Source organism: Brucella haematophila, assembly GCF_005938105.1.
Taxonomy (GTDB): Bacteria; Pseudomonadota; Alphaproteobacteria; order Rhizobiales; family Rhizobiaceae; genus Brucella; species Brucella haematophila.
The window spans coordinates 17,571-32,768 of the sequence record NZ_VCPE01000028.1 but is presented as its reverse complement, the minus strand read 5'-3'; the positions used below and the strand labels follow the sequence as shown (position 1 = coordinate 32,768).

Sequence of the window (15,198 nt, the reverse complement as noted above, 5' to 3'; positions counted from 1 at the left end):
GCCCGCAGAAGTCTTCCGACAAAAACTCATCGCAAACAGACATCGTTTTGCGTAAACTCAAATCGAAAAGTCGCGCTTCAGCCTGACCTCACATGAGGACAGCCAATGGCTGCCCTCAAAACCCTTCTCGGCGTGTTTTCAGTTCATCTGCGTAAAGAGATTGCGGAACTGGCGTGGCTGTGAGCGCAGAAACTGCGGTGCAGCTTCAATCGTCTCGCCAAAATGGGCTGCTGCATGCCACGGCCAGCGCGGATCGTAGAGAACCGTGCGCGCAAGCCCGATCATATCGGCATCACCGGTGGACAGAATGGCTTCCGCCTGCTCGTAATCGGTAATGAGACCCACTGCCACAACAGGAATATTGACGGCTGCCTTGACCGCACGCGCCAATGGCACCTGATAGCTTGGTCCGACTGGAATCTTCTGACCTGCATCAAGTCCTCCGCTCGATACGTGAATTGCCGCACAGCCTCGTGCAGCCAGAGCCTGCGACAACGCCACGGTCTGCTCTATATCCCAGCCGTCTTCGACCCAATCCGTCCCGGAAAGCCGCATGGTGACCGGACGATCCGCTGGAAAGACTTCGCGAACAGCGTCAAAAATTTCCAATGGGAAACGCATGCGGTTTTCCAAGGAGCCACCATATTCGTCACCACGCTTGTTCGACAGTGGCGACAGGAATTGATGCAGAAGATAACCATGCGCCCCGTGAATCTGAATCGCGTCCAGACCCAGCCTCGCGGAACGCTTGGCAGCATCTACAAATGCTTCGCGGATGCGCTTCAGCTCGTCCTTGTCCATTTGTGTCGGAGCGTTGTCGGCAGAATTGAATGCAAACGCAGACGGCGCGATGGTCTGCCAGCCATTTTCGTGCGTTGGCGCAATCTGACGCCCGCCTTTCCACGGCAGATCGGTGGAAGCCTTTCTGCCTGCATGAGCAAGCTGAATGGCGATAGGCATCGTCGACCAGCGGCGAACGCCATCGAGTGTCCGTTCCAGCGCCGCTTCCGTTTCATCGGAATAAAGGCCGACATCCGCATAGCTGATCCTGCCTTCAGGGCTGACCGCCGTTGCTTCTATCGTTAACAGCCCTGCTCCGGATTGGGCCAGATTGCCCAGATGCATCAGGTGCCAGTCTGTCGTTTTGCCGTCTTCGGCCGAATACTGGCACATTGGGGCAATAACAATGCGGTTTTTCAGATGCAAACCGCCCACTTCCAAAGGAGAAAATAGCTTCGTCTGGCTCATAGCTCGTGCGCCTCTTATCGGAATCGATCTGACAATGCCCCCTGCTCTCAGGAGGTTCGCGATCACACTTATCACAGGTCATGTTTCATTTTCATTGTCTATAAATCATATTACGTTCAATAAAATTGAAGCATGTTCGGCACTGCGCGATCAAGCTGATGCCAAAATTTCCGGTTGTATTGCGAGACAATTTTCGCGCGCGAATTAATACTTTTCCGACGATTTGCAATTAAACAGAGGCCAACATCGTTTGGGGGATTTCATGGCCTGGAAGTTCATGCTGGCGACAGCCGTTATGGCGGTTGCGCGTACAATGCCGAATGTTTTTAAGCCAAACATTTTTACCACGCCGGTAAGGCCAGCGCTTGTCGCCAACAGCGCCTTTGACATGGAGCTTAAGCCAGCGCCAATCAATCCGGACTGGATATTGGAAGGATCGCCACAGGCGCGTTCATGTGAGCAGTCGGCCAGCGGTGACCGTGCGGCCTTCACCGCGATCTGGGATTGCACCGCGGGTGAGTTCCGCTGGTATTTCGGATGGGATGAAACAGTCTATATTCTCGAAGGCGAGGTGCATGTGACCGACGCCGACGGCAAGCACCGTACGCTGAAAGCTGGCGATGTCGCCTATTTTCGCGGTGGAACCTGGGCCACCTGGAAAATCGACCATTATCTCAAGAAAGTTGCGTTCATGCGGCGCACTCTCCCTGCCCCGGCTTCTGCAATTTATCGCGTCAGCGACGCTGTGCGGAACAGAGTTGCACGCCTGTAGAGGTGAGCGGCGGTGACGACGAACAGCCATCAGGCGGGACAGGATCGTTGACGTGAGGCGCGGCTTTTCTGTATAAACAGCGTGCATGATGGGAATGGGGTTCTCCCGAAACCGCCGCTTCTGGCTGATGACTCCTGATCGAATTGACAATCGGAACGCAATGCGTCGATGGTTGAAGCCATTGAGGTCATGGGATATCCCCTGCCCGGCTTTATCCAGCAAGCATTTTCGTTTCGCAATTTTGACAGGTGAATTATGCAAGCAACCATCATGGTAGCGCTCGGCGGAGCGATTGGAAGCGTGGCGCGTTATTGGCTCGCCCTTTTGATGCTACCAGTCAGCCGTGACCTGCCTTGGGGCACAATTGTCATCAATATCGTTGGATCATTCGCGATTTCCTTTTTCGGAACGCTGACGCTCGAACACGGACGCTTCGCCGTGCCGGAAATCTGGCGCTTGGCCTTTATGGTCGGTGTTTGCGGCGGCTTCACCACCTTCTCGTCATTCAGCCTGCAAACGCTGGATCTTCTGAGAGCCGGTCAGCCCGGCAAGGCCCTTCTCAATATCGGTATTTCGGTGATTATATGCCTGATTGCGGTCTGGCTGGGCTTCCTTGCTGCACAACAGATCAACGCGGGTTCTCAACAGATTGCACAGACAACCGTTGAAGAAGAGGCGTCGTAAGTCGCCTCTCGTGATTTTTGTGTTTAACAGAACGATCATGATGAGATCACGTCAGACATAGACTGTAAAAAAACCGGCCAAGTGTAAAATCGGCTTTTCAATTTTAGGGCTAAGTCTTTGAAAGTGGTGAGCGCGCAGGGATTCGAACCCTGGACCTACTGATTAAAAGTCAGTTAATAACATGTTTATTTTCAATATGTTATAAGCATCATGTGCCATTTGTGTGCCAATCTATCATGAGGCGAGCGTTTCGGCAATCCTGTCGAATGCTGCCTTATGATCGTCGGATGGGAACAGATGGCCGTATCGATTCATGGTTATTGCGTAACTGGCGTGGCCCGCCAATGTCTGCACGGCCTTGGGGGAAAGGCCGGCTTCGATCCACGTCGAAATCGCATAATGCCTCAACGCGTGCCATCCGATATCCGGGGCGTTCGTCTTTGCGATAAGGGGCTTCCAATCCCGTTTCATAAAGTTCGTATGGCGAATGAAGCCGCCCCTGCTGTCGGTGAACACGAAGTCATCAAATCCGTTATGTTTGGATGTAGCCTTCCAAGCCTTCAGTTGGTCAATCATCGCCTTGCCAATTGGAACGGTTCGGCGGCCCGCCCCTGACTTTGTCGTGTCAAACTCGCCATAGGCATCAACGCGCGTCTCGACACTGACATGACCGTTTTCCATATCTATATGCGTCCATCGCAGCGCCCACTGTTCCGAAGCACGCAGGCCAGTGGCGGCGGCAAAGCGGATACGCAGGTCGATAGGCGCCTTAGCAAGATTGAGGATTGCCGCTAGAGCCATCTTGGACGGTGGCGTTACTCGCTCAGATCCTTCGTCTCGCTTTCCAATGACGCGGACACCCTTCGCAACGTTTACGCCGACCTTGTTCGTTTCAATACCATGCTTGAGGGTGCGGCTTAAGGTGCCTAGGACGCGCCGTGTTGTGACGATTCCCGCCCCCGCATTGCGCATGTCATCACGAAACTTGATGACATCGGCTGTCGTTAACTCTGCCAGCGTTTTCTCGCCTATGCCGTTTTCGAAGCTAATGCTGCTTTCGTCGGTAGGGTTGATCCAATTATCGAAATGCTGCTTCGTCGTCCGAAGATAGGACTGAACGACCTTCTCCCCGCGCTTGTGGCGAAGCTCCATGGCTTTATAGAAATCGTCGCAAACATCCGCGACTGTGGTTTTCTTCGCCTCTTCCTTGTAAGTGGCTGAACCTGTCGTGGCGATGAGTTCCGCCAGCCTTGCTTCCGCTTCGCGCTTCTTTGTGAATTGTTCACGGTGCCGCTTGCCAAGACGATCCGTAAAATCGAGTTGCCAAGCCTCATGCTGCCCGCTGGCATTCTCCCAGGATCGCTTCTTAATTTTGGCCAAAATGAACTCCTGATAATTTTGGCACACAATATACAATGGCACACGAGCCGACAAGTCGACGGAACGGAATCATGGCCTGTTGACTTTCGTTCTATATGAGAACAAAATGGGAACATATAAATTAGCAGGAGGAAGCCATGAACGCTCTTGTGCAAAATTATGAAGACGAAATTCAGCAGGTACTCGCCTACCATAGGGGAGATGTGCGCGCGGCCATTGAGGCGCTTCTGAAAGACCGCGACTTTCTGGCGCGTGAAGTTGAACTCGCTCGCATTGCCGTCACACACGGCCAGCGCGCCGACATCTTCAAGAGGGCAGCGTGATGAAAACGTTCCAAGTCGCCCTTCCTGAAGCTTACGCTCTGAAATGCGCCCGGCGCGAAGTGCATCGCGATGCCGACCGCCTTGGCGCTCGCTTACCTCATCGCATGGCCCGCAAGTCCGGAATCGATTTCTGCGTATTCAGTTTCCCTACTGAAAAGTGCATGAGCGCTTTCATGCGTCGGCATGGCGGCAAGCCTTTTGGTGTCACCGCTTCTGCCGACAAGTGGGAAAGAATCGTTGTGCGATAAGAAATGAGTCTCCCAAATGAGCCGTTCACGCGGTGAGCCGCCAAAAACGCTGATCAACAAGGAATACCCATTTCAGGTCGTTCTTCTACTTACCGAATGGCATCGGATGCGTCTGGTTCAAATGTTGACCGACCGAGAGAGATTGGGCGGCTACCGGCTTTGGGGTGGAGCCCAACACAATCTGACGGGATTTAGCATTGCGCGCTTTAACACTCGGGAGGGACAGAAAGAGTTCATCCGCCTTTATGGTGGCAAGCCGCACGACCCCGCCGATAAGTCTTCCAAACCATGGGAGACGTATTTTGAAAAATGAAGATTCGACCACCTTACTTGATGGATATGCCGGTCTCGACGCGGATCATGGATTTGTTTGGCTGGTACGAACTGTACGGTTATTGCTGCCGCTGCGGTCATATCGGATCGGTCGACAAACGGATCATTCTGCGGAAGTTCGGAACACATACATACTTTGTTGATCTTCACCGACGAATGCGTTGCCGGGCCTGCACGGCCAAGGGCGATGCTCAGTTCGGAGTGACAAAACCACCGAGATAGAGAATGACTGGATACAAGACCGACCGAACTCCCAGCGCCAAAGGCAACAAGCTGTTTGAGCACTTCTGCGATGCGAAGGGCTGCAAAGCGTGGGGATCATTCGGCTACAAGACCGCTACTGTCCAACGCTGGTTCTGCCGCGAGCATAAACAGGAAGGCGAAGAAGCCTTGGCTGGACGGCGCAAATAAGAGCTACTTGGTGCCACGCTGCTTTTCAACGCAGGTTTTTGCTTCCTGCCCAGGAGAACATGCGTCTATCTCCGGCTTCTGTATCTGATCTTGCTTTTGCGACGACGGGACTTGGGTGCTGTCTGGATCGGATGGTGGCTGGCCCGGTGCTGCTGGAGGGTTACCCGGCACTTCAGGTTCCTGCCCACCAGATTGCGATGGCGCTCCAGATCCTTGTGCAAATGACGCGCTGGACACGATCACGAGGCCAACTGCTGCAGCTATCCATTTCATTTGACCGGCTCCTCGGCATGTTCAATCGTCTAAGGTAACTGTCTTATCGCAGTGATGTTCCATCGACGTATGGACGCAGAAAATAAGCGCCCTACCTTCTTGTAAGCGAGGAGGCGCGCATGTGCAATCTATACAACATCACGACGAACCATGAGGCCATGCGCCGCCTGTTCCCGAAATTCTCGGATATGACAAACCGCATTAATCCGGTATTGGACATCTACCCCGACTATCCAGCGCCAGTAATGAGAAACGTCAAAGGCGATGAGCCAGAACTGGCGATACTTCGATGGGGCATGCCGACACCGCCAGAGAAGTTGAAGTCTGATGTCGACAGCGGCGTCACCAACATACGAAATCTCAAGTCAGGGCATTGGCGGCCATGGTTTGGCGTCGAGCATCGTTGCGTCGTCCCGGCCACCTCATTTTGCGAGTACGGTAAAGTCCGCGACCCGAAAACAGGGAAGCTCACCGCTCACTGGTTTGCTTTAAATGAGGAAAAGCCTTTGTTTGCGTTCGCCGGACTTTGGACGCGATGGAAGGCGATCCGAAAGCGTAAAGAAGGTCTGGTCGAGATCGATATCTTTGCATTTCTTACGACCGAGGCGAATGGTGTTGTTTGGCCCGTTCATCCAAAGGCTATGCCAGTCATTCTCCGCACAACGGAGGAGATAGACACGTGGCTACGTGCTCCGTGGAATGAAGCCAAAGACATGCAGAAGCCCCTGCCCGACGCCGATCTGATCGACCTAACGCCAAGCATTGACAACAAGGAAGCACAGGCGAGTTTATTCTAGGGAGGATTTAATGTTCGGACCAAAACAACCCAGTGATTATCCAGATCGTGAAATCGACTGCCAAGAAGCGGTTTCGCAAGGAATTGCGGAGCTGGTCGAGCGAGCTGTGGTATCCGGCGCCAGAGACGCAGAGGTCACTGCGGCCATAGCCCGCACTCAGGTGATAGGTGTGCCCGAACTCATCCAGGACGCTGTAGAAGCCGGATGGTCGGAGGAGGAAGCGGCGACTGCAATCAGGATAGTTGCTGAGAACATGCACCGCGGCGTGAAAGGAACTGATCCTGCAGAATGAGGAACAACCTGTTGTTTCACCTGTTAGGGGCTGCAACGAATGTCAGAATGCGCCTGTTTACGGCGTGGCTCGCTTCGGCAGGCGCATACCCCGTCAGCTAAACGGCTGGCGGGGTTCAATATTTTCGGGTCCACTTATAAAGTAATATTAAGTGATATTATTTATCTATCTAATATTTCTAATCAGAGTACGATTGATTGATAAATAAAAGGAGGCTGACATGCCGTTTTTTAACGAAGCGAGCCGAATATTTATGCCTAATGAAGTCAATTTCTTACGTAGCTGTTTTAATAATTCAGCCATTATCCTCGAAGAAAGCGACCGAAATTATTCTGCTCAAGAACTCGCATCATGCATAATTATGCTCTTTCAGAATGGTCTTCGTGACCAGTCGCAATTATGCGAGCTAGCATCTCGCTTGGCTCACCAAAGATATATAGTACGGCACGATATCAGTGCCATACCGGCAAATTCGAACAAGGCCGAGGGAACAAACGTCCCGATGGATAGTTGATTTGCAGCAATGACACCAAGTTTGGCCCCGCCGTAACTATCTCAGGTGGGGCTTTTTTCGGAGTGCGTGCAATGCCTTGGGGTGATCCTGTCGACGTAGAGATCTACGTAGTAGGTAAATACCGCATTATAACAAGCACCGCTGGAGCGGCAGAATGCTTGCTTGAATCTTGGCCTGAAAATGCAATTGGAAAAGAATATCGATCTGCGCTCCGCGCTTGTTTGGCTGACCTAGAAGGAAAACGAAGTTCACCGCGCGCCGCCTTTATCAAAGCAGCAAATGCGGCAGGCATGACAATTAGGCCATCCAGCTACCTTTAGTATTCATCCAAACGAGTGCGGCGAAACAAACGTCTGGATGACGTAAATTCCGGTGTCGTTGGGATGCGACTGGAGTTTACTCTTTTTTAATCCATCCCGTATGCCGGGGCTTTTAATGAGTTCAATAAAAATCTCCCCACCCAAGAGGATAGGGAGATACTAGCGGCAAATTACTTAGGCTTTATCGACAACCGACTTTACGGCGTCTTTTGCCTTGCCTTTGGCTTCCTGAGCCTTGCCCTTCAGCTTCTGGGCCGCACCTTCTGCTTCAACCTTTCGGTTACCTGTAAGCTTGCCAGCTTCTTCCTTGATCGCTCCGCCGGCCTGATTGGCTTTTCCCTTAATTTTATCCGTGGTGCTGCTCATCTCTTCATCCTTTGAACGATGGGAATTTCTTCGCAGTGTGAAAACGAAGAGAGTGATAAAACGTTCCCCATTTTTTCACGGGTACTTGCTAACGCATCTAGGGCGCCACAGGACCGCGATCAGTGGCTTTCTGACCCTACAAACCAGGTTGGCTTTGTTGACACCCCTACTGGTATGTAGCCCCGGCGCCCCCCCTTCGGAGCCGGGGTTACTTTTCCGCGCCCATGCGACAATTAAAGCACCCGATTTTCGAACGCAAAATACCACTTGAAATTTGCCAAAACTGAGCGCTGTGGTTGCATAGAAGGAGCCACCGATGCCGTTCAGATCCGCAGACTATCAGGGAACATATAACCCGACCGAACTGGAGCTTTTACAGCAAGCATATACCCAATGCTGCGATCTCCTTGAACGATGCCCCTCCACCCATGAGGACAAGGACCGACTAGCCCGACTCGTGATGAGAATCTTCGAGGAAAGCAACCACGATCCAGAAATAACGGCAACGCGCTCGGCCGAATTGGCTAGGCTTTTCGATTGATCGGTTGTGCTTGACCACTAATCTAGTCCGCATAAATTATAAATTGCGCAGGCTTTTCAGACCGATGAAAACCCAACCTGCGTGACCCCGGCACGGCGTCCACCTTGCCGGGGTTTACTTTTTTTGACCAGAAGGGTAAATTTTGATTGTCCTTTTGGAGAGGGGACGCAGTCGCTTGACCCCGCGCGGTTTTCGCTGCGGGGTTCTTTTTTAAGCCGCAAGCGTAGGCGTATCCAGAAGGATAATGGCCGAGCAGGCAATTGCGCTCGCGGGCGCATGCAAACTCCCGCAACTTAGTTATTCAGCGCAGCAGGCAGCACCCTTCATTTTGGTGAAAGGTGCGCTCGTGCTTCGCGAATTCGCTCAATAACAAAATTCGGTTATCTGATCCGACTGCCATTGGCAATCTATTGAACGACCCTGGCAATCTATCACCTAGATTGCATCTCTAATGGTTCCATAGATTGGGTATGTTGCCTTTCAGATATTCCACTACCAGATTACTCAAAGACGCCAGTTTACTCCGAACAGGTGGGTTATGGTGTTGACACGTTAAAGCAAGTTGCACGGCTAGATCTGAATTGGCCAATACAAGCCCTCTAGCCGCATCCATAATTGGTGGGCGCTTCAACGTATTGCCAGCAATAGCTCCGCCCAAGCCACCAGGTATATTATTTATAACGCCTATAATTGTGCTAACTTGGTTTGCATACCCTGCGGACACTATAGTATTTATAAGATTTATTGCCTCTTGAGCGCCCTCATTAAACCCCCAATCTTTATCAGCCCATCCTAAATTTACGCCAACATACTCTGAATCAGCGTCCATTTTCTTTTCCCCCTCTCGTTAACCAAGGAATATGGCAACAAATAACTATTTTATTGCAATATCCCACGTCCAGTATAACGAAGGTATAATTGGGCCTCCAAAAAAGAGGTAGACAGCGTCATTGTTGACTTAACCATGAAAACCACTAAGCGACCCGCTTCTCCTCTACTTTTTTAAGCCTCTCCGCAAAATAAACGATCTTATTCAGATCATACATTCGGCTGGCCGCGTCTTTCTCGCCGAACCGATAGCAAGCCTTGAAAATGTTGCCGAGAGCAAAGGACATGCCTTTGTGCTCGATCAGGTCGTTTAGCTCGGTCGCATGGGGAGGCAGCTCGTAATAGCTCGTGCTGCCGCCGTCGGAGGTGACTGATTTAAACTTGAGGTCGGCATAAATGGGCGCTGTTCTGTCGACGACGAAACTCATACCTCTTCCCTCACCTTCCGCTTCGGCTCTTCAAACTTCTCAGTTACTGGCCCGCCCGCAAGCAGACCGCGCAGCGCCGACAGCTTATCGCGAACAAGCGGGCGAAACCGACGCGCCGCGAACGGCGGATTGTCATAACCGAACTGCGGGCAGATGCCTCGATCAATGCCCTTAAGGCGAACGCCGATGTAGTTGCCCTGCGTGTAATGTTCAAACGGGCCTATCCACGAAATGGTGTAAACTTCGCCTTCCCGGATTTCGATGAACTGCTCGAAGCCGACCTTGGCATCGATGCAGACGACCTTCTGGCCTACGTGGAAGTTAGTCATGGCGCCTCCCCGATCATTTCGAGAGCGGCGGTGTAGCGCACTCGATGCTCCTCATCGTCGCCATAGGAACGTAGATTGTCGCGCAAGTCTGCGATCTTCACCGGTCGCGCAATAGGATTGGAGCAGGCCCGCTTGACGTAGACGAGATAGTCTTCATCATCGCGACAGGTGATCGCATTCAAGGCCAACACGATGTCATCATCAAAGCCGAACGAATAGATATCGTTAAGCGACGTGTTCGTGTGCTCGATCATGTCATGCATAACAGCGAGGATCTGCGTTTCGCGTGTCTCCTGAGCCATCATAACGCGCAGTGGATGCAGAATGTACGGATCGCCGTTGTCGCTCTTCTGGTCCATATGCGCCGCTGCCGCTACCGCAATTGCTGTTTCAAGGTTACTCATGGGTTTTCTCCTGCGGCGCTCTCAAGCAGCTGCGCTTGCTTCAATATTGCGGAACTCGATCGGCACGCCAAATCGCTTGGCCCGCTCGATGCCTTTAATCATACCACCGCTAATGCCACGGTCACTGTAAACAACGCATTTCTCCGCCACGCGATACCATGCAAGCCCAGCCTCTATGCCTAGCTCTCGCTCGTCGGGGTGCATATCATCCAGCACTTGCGTATGCAGCAAGTGGCTCGCAATCGGCGCTTCACCCAGGCGCAAACTGTCCAGAAGGCAGGCTTGCGCGTACCATATATTGTCCAGCGGGCCGCTATATGGGCTTTCGATGATGACAAGCGGCTTGCGTGCCGGTTGATGGGCAACTGACGCCGGCTGCGGCACGGGAACGTCACCGATATATAACTTGTCGGCCCTTATCGTCACTCTGGTTACCGGCAAGTTGTCGTTATAAGGTTTTGGCAGGCGACTTATAACCTTCCCACCTGCCCTCATCTGCCGCCCTTCAACGGCGGCTCGCGCAGCGCGGTCTTCTGCTTCTTCAAGCATGTTGTCTCCTCGTGTGTGTGGTGAAAGCGCTACTTGGTGGGCGGCGCGGTGGTTGGTTAGGCTGCAGCCCGCTGGGGTGATTATCATTTGCGGCGACCGGCATGCGTACCGCGCCCTGCACCATTTCAGGCCGGAGTGTCAGCCGTGAAACTTCGCCGTACAGCTTCGAGTACGTGATGACCTTCGCCGATCTGCCTGACAACCAGCCGCCGCCAGCAGCATATGCGTCTGGAGCCGCCAGCGTCTCATGGCGCTCGACATACATCAGTCCGGACTTACGCCCCTCGTCCGAATGCAAATGGCCGATGTGCGCATAGGCATATTTGCTCCGGCCGTACATTTCTCGAAACATGCCAGCGAGCGTCGCATCGACGTTATTAACGCCGCGCTTGTGGCCGTGGTGTGCGAATACGGCTGTCTTACCCCACTCGTAGGCGTAATAAAGGCTGGGCGAGTTATCGACGGAGATGCGGGGCTCGTTCTCATACATCGCCGCCAGCATTTCTCGCAGCCACGCCGATGAGGCCGGGTCGTGATTGCCCTGTGCCATAATGATGTGCACGTGCTGGTGCTTTTGCAGCAGCATGTCGATGACACGCCGAACTGTCCGGATGATGACGCGAATTATCTTCTGCAGGCGTGAGTCCGAATCCAGCACGTGCTTGCTGGCAGGCGTAACGGTTTCCATGCTGTCGTAGTGAGCAAGGTCGCCGAGCTGCGCCAGCACAGCGGTATGAGCGTCAGGCGCGAGATCAATCGCGGCAGCGAACCAGTCCGTAACAAGCTGCTCTGCAATCTCGATATCGTAATCAGCGCCGGTTTCTTCCCGCCATGCCAGCATCCCAAAATGGGCGTCCGTTAGGCAGAAGAAGTTCAATAAATCCGCACTAGTGCCGCGCGGAGCGGGCATAATACTGACGCGCGGTAAGCTTTCGGACAGGGCTGCCACCATGGCATCGAGTGCCGCCCGCTGTGCGCTGGCATCAGCCCGCTCCATAATGTGCTGCGTAATCACCCTGCCTTCGGCATTGACGAGCGTCGTCTTGCCTTTGACAGCGAGGCCAGCCGTTGGCTCGTAAACCGGATCAGCCTCTTTCGTCTGGCGCATATATGTGCCGTTCGGCGTCTCGGTCAGGCTTTTGATCGCATAGCCGGGCAACGTCGGCGACGGACCCAACAGCCCAATCTCCGCGGCCCGCTTAATGCTCTCGTGGAATGCCGACTTCTTGATGCCAAGCGCAGCAGCAGCCTTAACCAGCGTGCCGTGCTCGCGGTAAGCCTCCGCGCGCCGCAGGAGTTCTTCGTGTGAAAGGCGCGCGCCCGCGCCCTGTCTGTCATGGGACATACAGTCTCCTCGTGTTTGGTTGGTAGCCGTGGTGAGCGGCTCGGATTGGTCGTCCGAAAGCGGAAAGAGAATGAGTCTCGAGGTGAGATGTCAAGTGGGAAATGGAAAAGCTGCAACACAACCTTCACGCAAGGTTCATCCCCCAGCCTCCGCTTTGTGAATATGGAACAGGTGTAGTTGTTGATGAATGAAACCCGTAGGCGTGAGCGCCGTGGTCGCCCAAAAAATCCAATCGAAAAGACCAGTATTTCCATTCGGCTTGAAGTTGAATTAGTGCACAGAATACAAGCGCCTGACCCCAATTGGCGCGAGAATATCGCCGAACTTGTAAGACGGGAATATCAGTTAGATGTTACGAAATGATCAGCACAGCCTCGCTAACCGTGGTGAGCGGCGCAATATGCAGGATGGAATATCTCGATAAATGTGGTGTTAATGGACTAAATAAAAAGAGCGGCCCGAAAGCCGCTCTCTCAAGAACTGGTTACTTTGCCCAGCGGCCCTCGTATTTAAACTCGGTGGCCTTTTCGAGCTGTTCCTTGGTGGCGTTCATTTTCGCCGACCATTTCTTATCGTTCTCAGAATAGACAATCTCGATGGCATCCGGGTCAACGACCACATACTTTTCGCCAACGCCCAAGAAGCCGCCAACCGATACGATATAGCCTTCGACGTCACCGTCGCCCATCACCACATCCTGGATCTTACCGATGCTCTCATCGTTAGAATTCGTAACATCAAGGTTTAGAATATTACTAGTAATAACGTCGGTAGTCTTCGCAGTAACAAACGCCTCTTCTTGTGTTGCGGTGGCGTTCTGCGCATTTGCAAAAGAAACGAGTGCGGCAGTTGCAACAGCAGCTAGAAAAATACGACGCATATTATATTCTCCATTCTTACTTGGTATTTCCGAACATATAATGCGTATGCAGTATCTTTGGTTCCAGCCTTGTTGGAATTAAGTTCTACTTCTCATCGCTTTTGGCTGCATCAGATTATCAATCCGCTCGGTGAGCCCGTCGATACGGTGCGCCACACTTTCAATGGCCCGCATGATCTGCGACGTCTGCTCCTGCATGCCTGCCTTCGTGGCGAACGTCTCTGCCGCGCGCAGCTTGTAGTCGGAAAGCTCCTGACGGGTCAGGCTGGCAAGAGCGGTCGCAGCTTCTGCCTTCGCCGCGTTGCGCGTTTCGGCTTTCGCGATCTGGCTTTCGACGTATTTCCAAAGTCCGAACAGGAAGCCCATCAGCATCACGATAAAGCCGACAACGGCCATGATTTCAGCGCCGGTCATCCAATAATCCCCCTTGCTGCCACACCCAGCCACAGGCAGGCCAGCCACATTCGCGTCCTCACGGCCGCACCCCGCATAGCTTTTCCAGTTTCGAGTTCTCCGCGAGGATCTGGCGCTTCGTGCTGTCGGTCAGGCTGTCCTCAATGCTCGGGCGAACGGGCCGCGCAACGTCGCAATAGCTACCGGCTGTCACGCATCCACCGAGACAGAGCAGCGTCAACATCACCGCCGCCAAGCTTGCTGGTTTCATCTTCGATCTTCCTTGCTTTATTGGCGGCATTCAGCCGGTCGGCGGTGGCGATTGTGGCGTTGTCCGCCACGCCCTTGAGGTAAGCACCCGCCAGAATCGCAAGGGCCGCAGCGATTGCCACGGCCCAGCCTGTGATTTTGGAGCGCAGGGATAAGAGCCAGGTCATGTCGGCACTCCTGTCAAAATAAGCGCGCGCTGCTGCCCTGTGATCGGCAGCAGGTAGCCGTCGCGCGTTTCGATGGCATCGCAGACTGTGAGTTTGGCGTTGTTCCACTGCTGCGAACCGTTATCGATCCTCACCGTGGCCGTTCCCGCGTCGCTGTCATATTCAAGGGCAATCCTTGTGATCCTCACGCCGCCACCCTCTTCAGTTCGAGCCTACCGCTCTTCCAGAGCCAGAAGCCTGCGCCTGCTGCGACCAGCAGCAGCGCGACAGTTGCGAACGCCCAAGGGTTGCTCACCGCGCCGATAACGCCCGTTATGAGCGTGCCGCCTGTTCCAGCGACGATCGTTTGCACTGTCTTGTCCTGCAGCAGAGGCACATCATCAGGCTTGGCGTCTTCGGCGGCGGCAGGCTTCATTTCACGGGCAGCCACGAGGCTGTCGAGGAAGTTGCGGTAATACCCCGCAATAAGGCTGGCCTTGTCGCTGTCGTTGACAATGGCTCGCGCACCTTCTGGGTTGGCCTTACCGCCGCCGAAAAAGTCAGCCAGCCGCTTGCCCGTAAACTTGCCGTTGATCATCCCGTCAAACAGGATGCGGATAGCTGTCGCCATCTCCAGCGCGGCGTCAGGGTTATCGCTGAGACCATATTTCTTATAATTGTCCTTGCCGGTGATCATCGCCAAGGCACGACCGCGGTATGTCCAGCCGTCGTTCGCACCGGTATTGCCCATGCGCCTGCCGTAGACCTTGTTAGCCAAGGCCTGCGGATTACGCACATAAGGCTGGGCGGCAGCAACAGAAGCGAACCGCGACGGCCAGACCTGCCTGATGCGTGCCGCACTGGTGTAGTTCAGGTTTTCCTCGATCGGCTGCATCTTGCCGCCGGTTTCGTGGAATGCCGTTGCGAGCACATAAGCCGTCTGCTCGGCTGGCAGGCCTCGGCGCTCAGCTTCAGCCAGAATTGCCGACGTGCCGTCGACCTGCGCTTGGCTCAAGCGCCCGCCAAAAGGCGCGCGCCTCGCATATGCGAAGAATGTTGTTTTGTTCATGGGGATTTCCTGAAAATTAAGGATAAGAGGTTCTTGAAACCGCCGACGCAATCAC

Annotated in this window: 23 protein-coding genes and 1 riboswitch; of the genes, 9 read left to right on the top strand and 14 right to left on the bottom strand. The window is 53.6% G+C overall.

Annotated features, from left to right (window positions below; translation table 11 throughout):
- Positions 1-138: 138 nt before the first annotated feature.
- Complete coding sequence (locus FGI60_RS25000) at positions 139-1,248, bottom strand: NADH:flavin oxidoreductase/NADH oxidase (RefSeq protein WP_138787450.1); 1,110 nt, start codon at positions 1,246-1,248, stop codon at positions 139-141.
- Between the two features lie 262 nt (positions 1,249-1,510).
- Here FGI60_RS25000 and FGI60_RS24995 point away from each other — a divergent pair, with 262 nt between their 5' ends.
- Both FGI60_RS24995 and crcB read left to right on the top strand, forming a co-directional pair.
- Positions 1,511-2,020 carry a cupin domain-containing protein gene (locus FGI60_RS24995; protein WP_138787449.1) on the top strand — a complete coding sequence of 170 codons (510 nt, stop codon included), beginning with the start codon at positions 1,511-1,513 and terminating at the stop codon, positions 2,018-2,020.
- A gap of 81 nt (positions 2,021-2,101) precedes the next feature.
- A riboswitch (Fluoride riboswitch) is annotated at positions 2,102-2,164 on the top strand.
- A gap of 111 nt (positions 2,165-2,275) precedes the next feature.
- The gene (crcB, locus tag FGI60_RS24990; RefSeq protein ID WP_138787448.1) at positions 2,276-2,704 is read left to right on the top strand and encodes a fluoride efflux transporter CrcB; all 429 of its coding nucleotides are present in this window, start codon (positions 2,276-2,278) and stop codon (positions 2,702-2,704) included.
- Positions 2,705-2,938: 234 nt separating this feature from the next.
- Here the strand turns inward: crcB and FGI60_RS24985 are convergent, their stop codons facing one another.
- Entirely contained in the window at positions 2,939-4,084 is a 1,146-nt protein-coding gene (locus FGI60_RS24985) for a tyrosine-type recombinase/integrase (protein ID WP_138787447.1), read from the bottom strand.
- A gap of 137 nt (positions 4,085-4,221) precedes the next feature.
- On the opposite strand from FGI60_RS24985, the gene FGI60_RS24980 reads away from it, so the two are divergent.
- From FGI60_RS24980 to FGI60_RS24940, 7 genes are all read left to right on the top strand, one after another.
- Positions 4,222-4,407, top strand: coding sequence for a hypothetical protein (locus tag FGI60_RS24980; RefSeq protein WP_138787446.1), 186 nt, complete (start codon positions 4,222-4,224; stop codon positions 4,405-4,407).
- Complete coding sequence (locus tag FGI60_RS24975; protein WP_138787445.1) at positions 4,407-4,655, top strand: hypothetical protein; 249 nt, start codon at positions 4,407-4,409, stop codon at positions 4,653-4,655. The genes FGI60_RS24980 and FGI60_RS24975 overlap by 1 nt, the downstream gene beginning before the upstream one ends.
- A 16-nt stretch (positions 4,656-4,671) precedes the next feature.
- Positions 4,672-4,968 (top strand): hypothetical protein, encoded by a 297-nt coding sequence (locus tag FGI60_RS24970; RefSeq protein WP_138787444.1) that lies wholly within the window; start codon positions 4,672-4,674, stop codon positions 4,966-4,968.
- Between the two features lie 245 nt (positions 4,969-5,213).
- Positions 5,214-5,399: a hypothetical protein gene (locus tag FGI60_RS24965; protein ID WP_138787443.1), complete on the top strand. Its 186-nt coding sequence runs from the start codon at positions 5,214-5,216 to the stop codon at positions 5,397-5,399.
- Between the two features lie 392 nt (positions 5,400-5,791).
- Entirely contained in the window at positions 5,792-6,469 is a 678-nt protein-coding gene (locus tag FGI60_RS24955; RefSeq protein WP_138787441.1) for an SOS response-associated peptidase, read from the top strand.
- Positions 6,470-6,479: 10 nt separating this feature from the next.
- Positions 6,480-6,761, top strand: a complete 282-nt coding sequence (locus FGI60_RS24950) for a hypothetical protein (protein ID WP_235889930.1) — start codon at positions 6,480-6,482, stop codon at positions 6,759-6,761.
- Between the two features lie 585 nt (positions 6,762-7,346).
- Positions 7,347-7,595, top strand: a complete 249-nt coding sequence (locus FGI60_RS24940; RefSeq protein WP_138787438.1) for a DUF982 domain-containing protein — start codon at positions 7,347-7,349, stop codon at positions 7,593-7,595.
- A 174-nt stretch (positions 7,596-7,769) separates the two neighbouring features.
- On the opposite strand, the gene FGI60_RS24935 is transcribed toward FGI60_RS24940, so the two are convergent.
- The 12 genes from FGI60_RS24935 to FGI60_RS24875 all read right to left on the bottom strand — a co-directional run bounded on the left by FGI60_RS24935 (position 7,770) and on the right by FGI60_RS24875 (position 15,143).
- A complete protein-coding gene (locus FGI60_RS24935) occupies positions 7,770-7,961 on the bottom strand; it encodes a CsbD family protein (protein WP_113533395.1) in 192 nt (63 codons plus the stop codon).
- Positions 7,962-8,950: 989 nt separating this feature from the next.
- Positions 8,951-9,331, bottom strand: a complete 381-nt coding sequence (locus FGI60_RS24925) for a hypothetical protein (RefSeq protein WP_138787436.1) — start codon at positions 9,329-9,331, stop codon at positions 8,951-8,953.
- Positions 9,332-9,476: 145 nt separating this feature from the next.
- Positions 9,477-9,758, bottom strand: a complete 282-nt coding sequence (locus FGI60_RS24920) for a hypothetical protein (RefSeq protein ID WP_235889929.1) — start codon at positions 9,756-9,758, stop codon at positions 9,477-9,479.
- Positions 9,755-10,087: a hypothetical protein gene (locus FGI60_RS24915; RefSeq protein ID WP_138787435.1), complete on the bottom strand. Its 333-nt coding sequence runs from the start codon at positions 10,085-10,087 to the stop codon at positions 9,755-9,757. Before FGI60_RS24915 ends, FGI60_RS24920 begins: the two co-directional genes overlap by 4 nt.
- On the bottom strand, positions 10,084-10,491 hold the full coding sequence (locus tag FGI60_RS24910) for a GTP pyrophosphokinase (protein WP_138787434.1): 408 nt from the start codon (positions 10,489-10,491) through the stop codon (positions 10,084-10,086). The genes FGI60_RS24915 and FGI60_RS24910 overlap by 4 nt, the downstream gene beginning before the upstream one ends.
- Positions 10,492-10,512: 21 nt before the next feature.
- Complete coding sequence (locus FGI60_RS24905; RefSeq protein ID WP_138787433.1) at positions 10,513-11,040, bottom strand: DUF7768 domain-containing protein; 528 nt, start codon at positions 11,038-11,040, stop codon at positions 10,513-10,515.
- On the bottom strand, positions 11,033-12,385 hold the full coding sequence (locus FGI60_RS24900; RefSeq protein ID WP_235889928.1) for an oxidoreductase: 1,353 nt from the start codon (positions 12,383-12,385) through the stop codon (positions 11,033-11,035). The genes FGI60_RS24905 and FGI60_RS24900 overlap by 8 nt, the downstream gene beginning before the upstream one ends.
- Before the next feature lie 484 nt (positions 12,386-12,869).
- Positions 12,870-13,265 carry a PRC-barrel domain-containing protein gene (locus FGI60_RS24895; RefSeq protein ID WP_138787432.1) on the bottom strand — a complete coding sequence of 132 codons (396 nt, stop codon included), beginning with the start codon at positions 13,263-13,265 and terminating at the stop codon, positions 12,870-12,872.
- 78 nt (positions 13,266-13,343) lie between these two features.
- On the bottom strand, positions 13,344-13,679 hold the full coding sequence (locus FGI60_RS24890) for a hypothetical protein (RefSeq protein ID WP_138787431.1): 336 nt from the start codon (positions 13,677-13,679) through the stop codon (positions 13,344-13,346).
- A 179-nt stretch (positions 13,680-13,858) separates the two neighbouring features.
- Positions 13,859-14,095, bottom strand: a complete 237-nt coding sequence (locus FGI60_RS24885) for a hypothetical protein (protein ID WP_138787430.1) — start codon at positions 14,093-14,095, stop codon at positions 13,859-13,861.
- Positions 14,092-14,283: a hypothetical protein gene (locus FGI60_RS24880; protein WP_138787429.1), complete on the bottom strand. Its 192-nt coding sequence runs from the start codon at positions 14,281-14,283 to the stop codon at positions 14,092-14,094. Before FGI60_RS24880 ends, FGI60_RS24885 begins: the two co-directional genes overlap by 4 nt.
- Positions 14,280-15,143, bottom strand: a complete 864-nt coding sequence (locus FGI60_RS24875) for a chitinase (protein WP_138787428.1) — start codon at positions 15,141-15,143, stop codon at positions 14,280-14,282. Before FGI60_RS24875 ends, FGI60_RS24880 begins: the two co-directional genes overlap by 4 nt.
- Positions 15,144-15,198 lie beyond the last annotated feature (55 nt).

Bases quoted from the DNA above. Each gene is read 5' to 3' on its own strand.
- FGI60_RS24995 (WP_138787449.1), top strand. From the start codon at position 1,511: ATGGCCTGGAAGTTCATGCTGGCGACAGCCGTTATGGCGGTTGCGCGT.
- FGI60_RS24940 (WP_138787438.1), top strand. From the start codon at position 7,347: ATGCCTTGGGGTGATCCTGTCGACGTAGAGATCTACGTAGTAGGTAAA.
- FGI60_RS24980 (WP_138787446.1), top strand. From the start codon at position 4,222: ATGAACGCTCTTGTGCAAAATTATGAAGACGAAATTCAGCAGGTACTC.
- FGI60_RS24890 (WP_138787431.1), bottom strand. From the start codon at position 13,679: ATGACCGGCGCTGAAATCATGGCCGTTGTCGGCTTTATCGTGATGCTG.
- FGI60_RS24910 (WP_138787434.1), bottom strand. From the start codon at position 10,491: ATGAGTAACCTTGAAACAGCAATTGCGGTAGCGGCAGCGGCGCATATG.
- FGI60_RS24920 (WP_235889929.1), bottom strand. From the start codon at position 9,758: ATGAGTTTCGTCGTCGACAGAACAGCGCCCATTTATGCCGACCTCAAG.
- FGI60_RS24950 (WP_235889930.1), top strand. From the start codon at position 6,480: ATGTTCGGACCAAAACAACCCAGTGATTATCCAGATCGTGAAATCGAC.
- FGI60_RS24955 (WP_138787441.1), top strand. From the start codon at position 5,792: ATGTGCAATCTATACAACATCACGACGAACCATGAGGCCATGCGCCGC.
- FGI60_RS24895 (WP_138787432.1), bottom strand. From the start codon at position 13,265: ATGCGTCGTATTTTTCTAGCTGCTGTTGCAACTGCCGCACTCGTTTCT.
- FGI60_RS24970 (WP_138787444.1), top strand. From the start codon at position 4,672: ATGAGCCGTTCACGCGGTGAGCCGCCAAAAACGCTGATCAACAAGGAA.
- FGI60_RS24935 (WP_113533395.1), bottom strand. From the start codon at position 7,961: ATGAGCAGCACCACGGATAAAATTAAGGGAAAAGCCAATCAGGCCGGC.
- crcB (WP_138787448.1), top strand. From the start codon at position 2,276: ATGCAAGCAACCATCATGGTAGCGCTCGGCGGAGCGATTGGAAGCGTG.
- FGI60_RS24975 (WP_138787445.1), top strand. From the start codon at position 4,407: ATGAAAACGTTCCAAGTCGCCCTTCCTGAAGCTTACGCTCTGAAATGC.
- FGI60_RS24875 (WP_138787428.1), bottom strand. From the start codon at position 15,143: ATGAACAAAACAACATTCTTCGCATATGCGAGGCGCGCGCCTTTTGGC.
- FGI60_RS24925 (WP_138787436.1), bottom strand. From the start codon at position 9,331: ATGGACGCTGATTCAGAGTATGTTGGCGTAAATTTAGGATGGGCTGAT.
- FGI60_RS24885 (WP_138787430.1), bottom strand. From the start codon at position 14,095: ATGACCTGGCTCTTATCCCTGCGCTCCAAAATCACAGGCTGGGCCGTG.
- FGI60_RS24905 (WP_138787433.1), bottom strand. From the start codon at position 11,040: ATGCTTGAAGAAGCAGAAGACCGCGCTGCGCGAGCCGCCGTTGAAGGG.
- FGI60_RS24965 (WP_138787443.1), top strand. From the start codon at position 5,214: ATGACTGGATACAAGACCGACCGAACTCCCAGCGCCAAAGGCAACAAG.
- FGI60_RS24915 (WP_138787435.1), bottom strand. From the start codon at position 10,087: ATGACTAACTTCCACGTAGGCCAGAAGGTCGTCTGCATCGATGCCAAG.
- FGI60_RS24900 (WP_235889928.1), bottom strand. From the start codon at position 12,385: ATGTCCCATGACAGACAGGGCGCGGGCGCGCGCCTTTCACACGAAGAA.
- FGI60_RS25000 (WP_138787450.1), bottom strand. From the start codon at position 1,248: ATGAGCCAGACGAAGCTATTTTCTCCTTTGGAAGTGGGCGGTTTGCAT.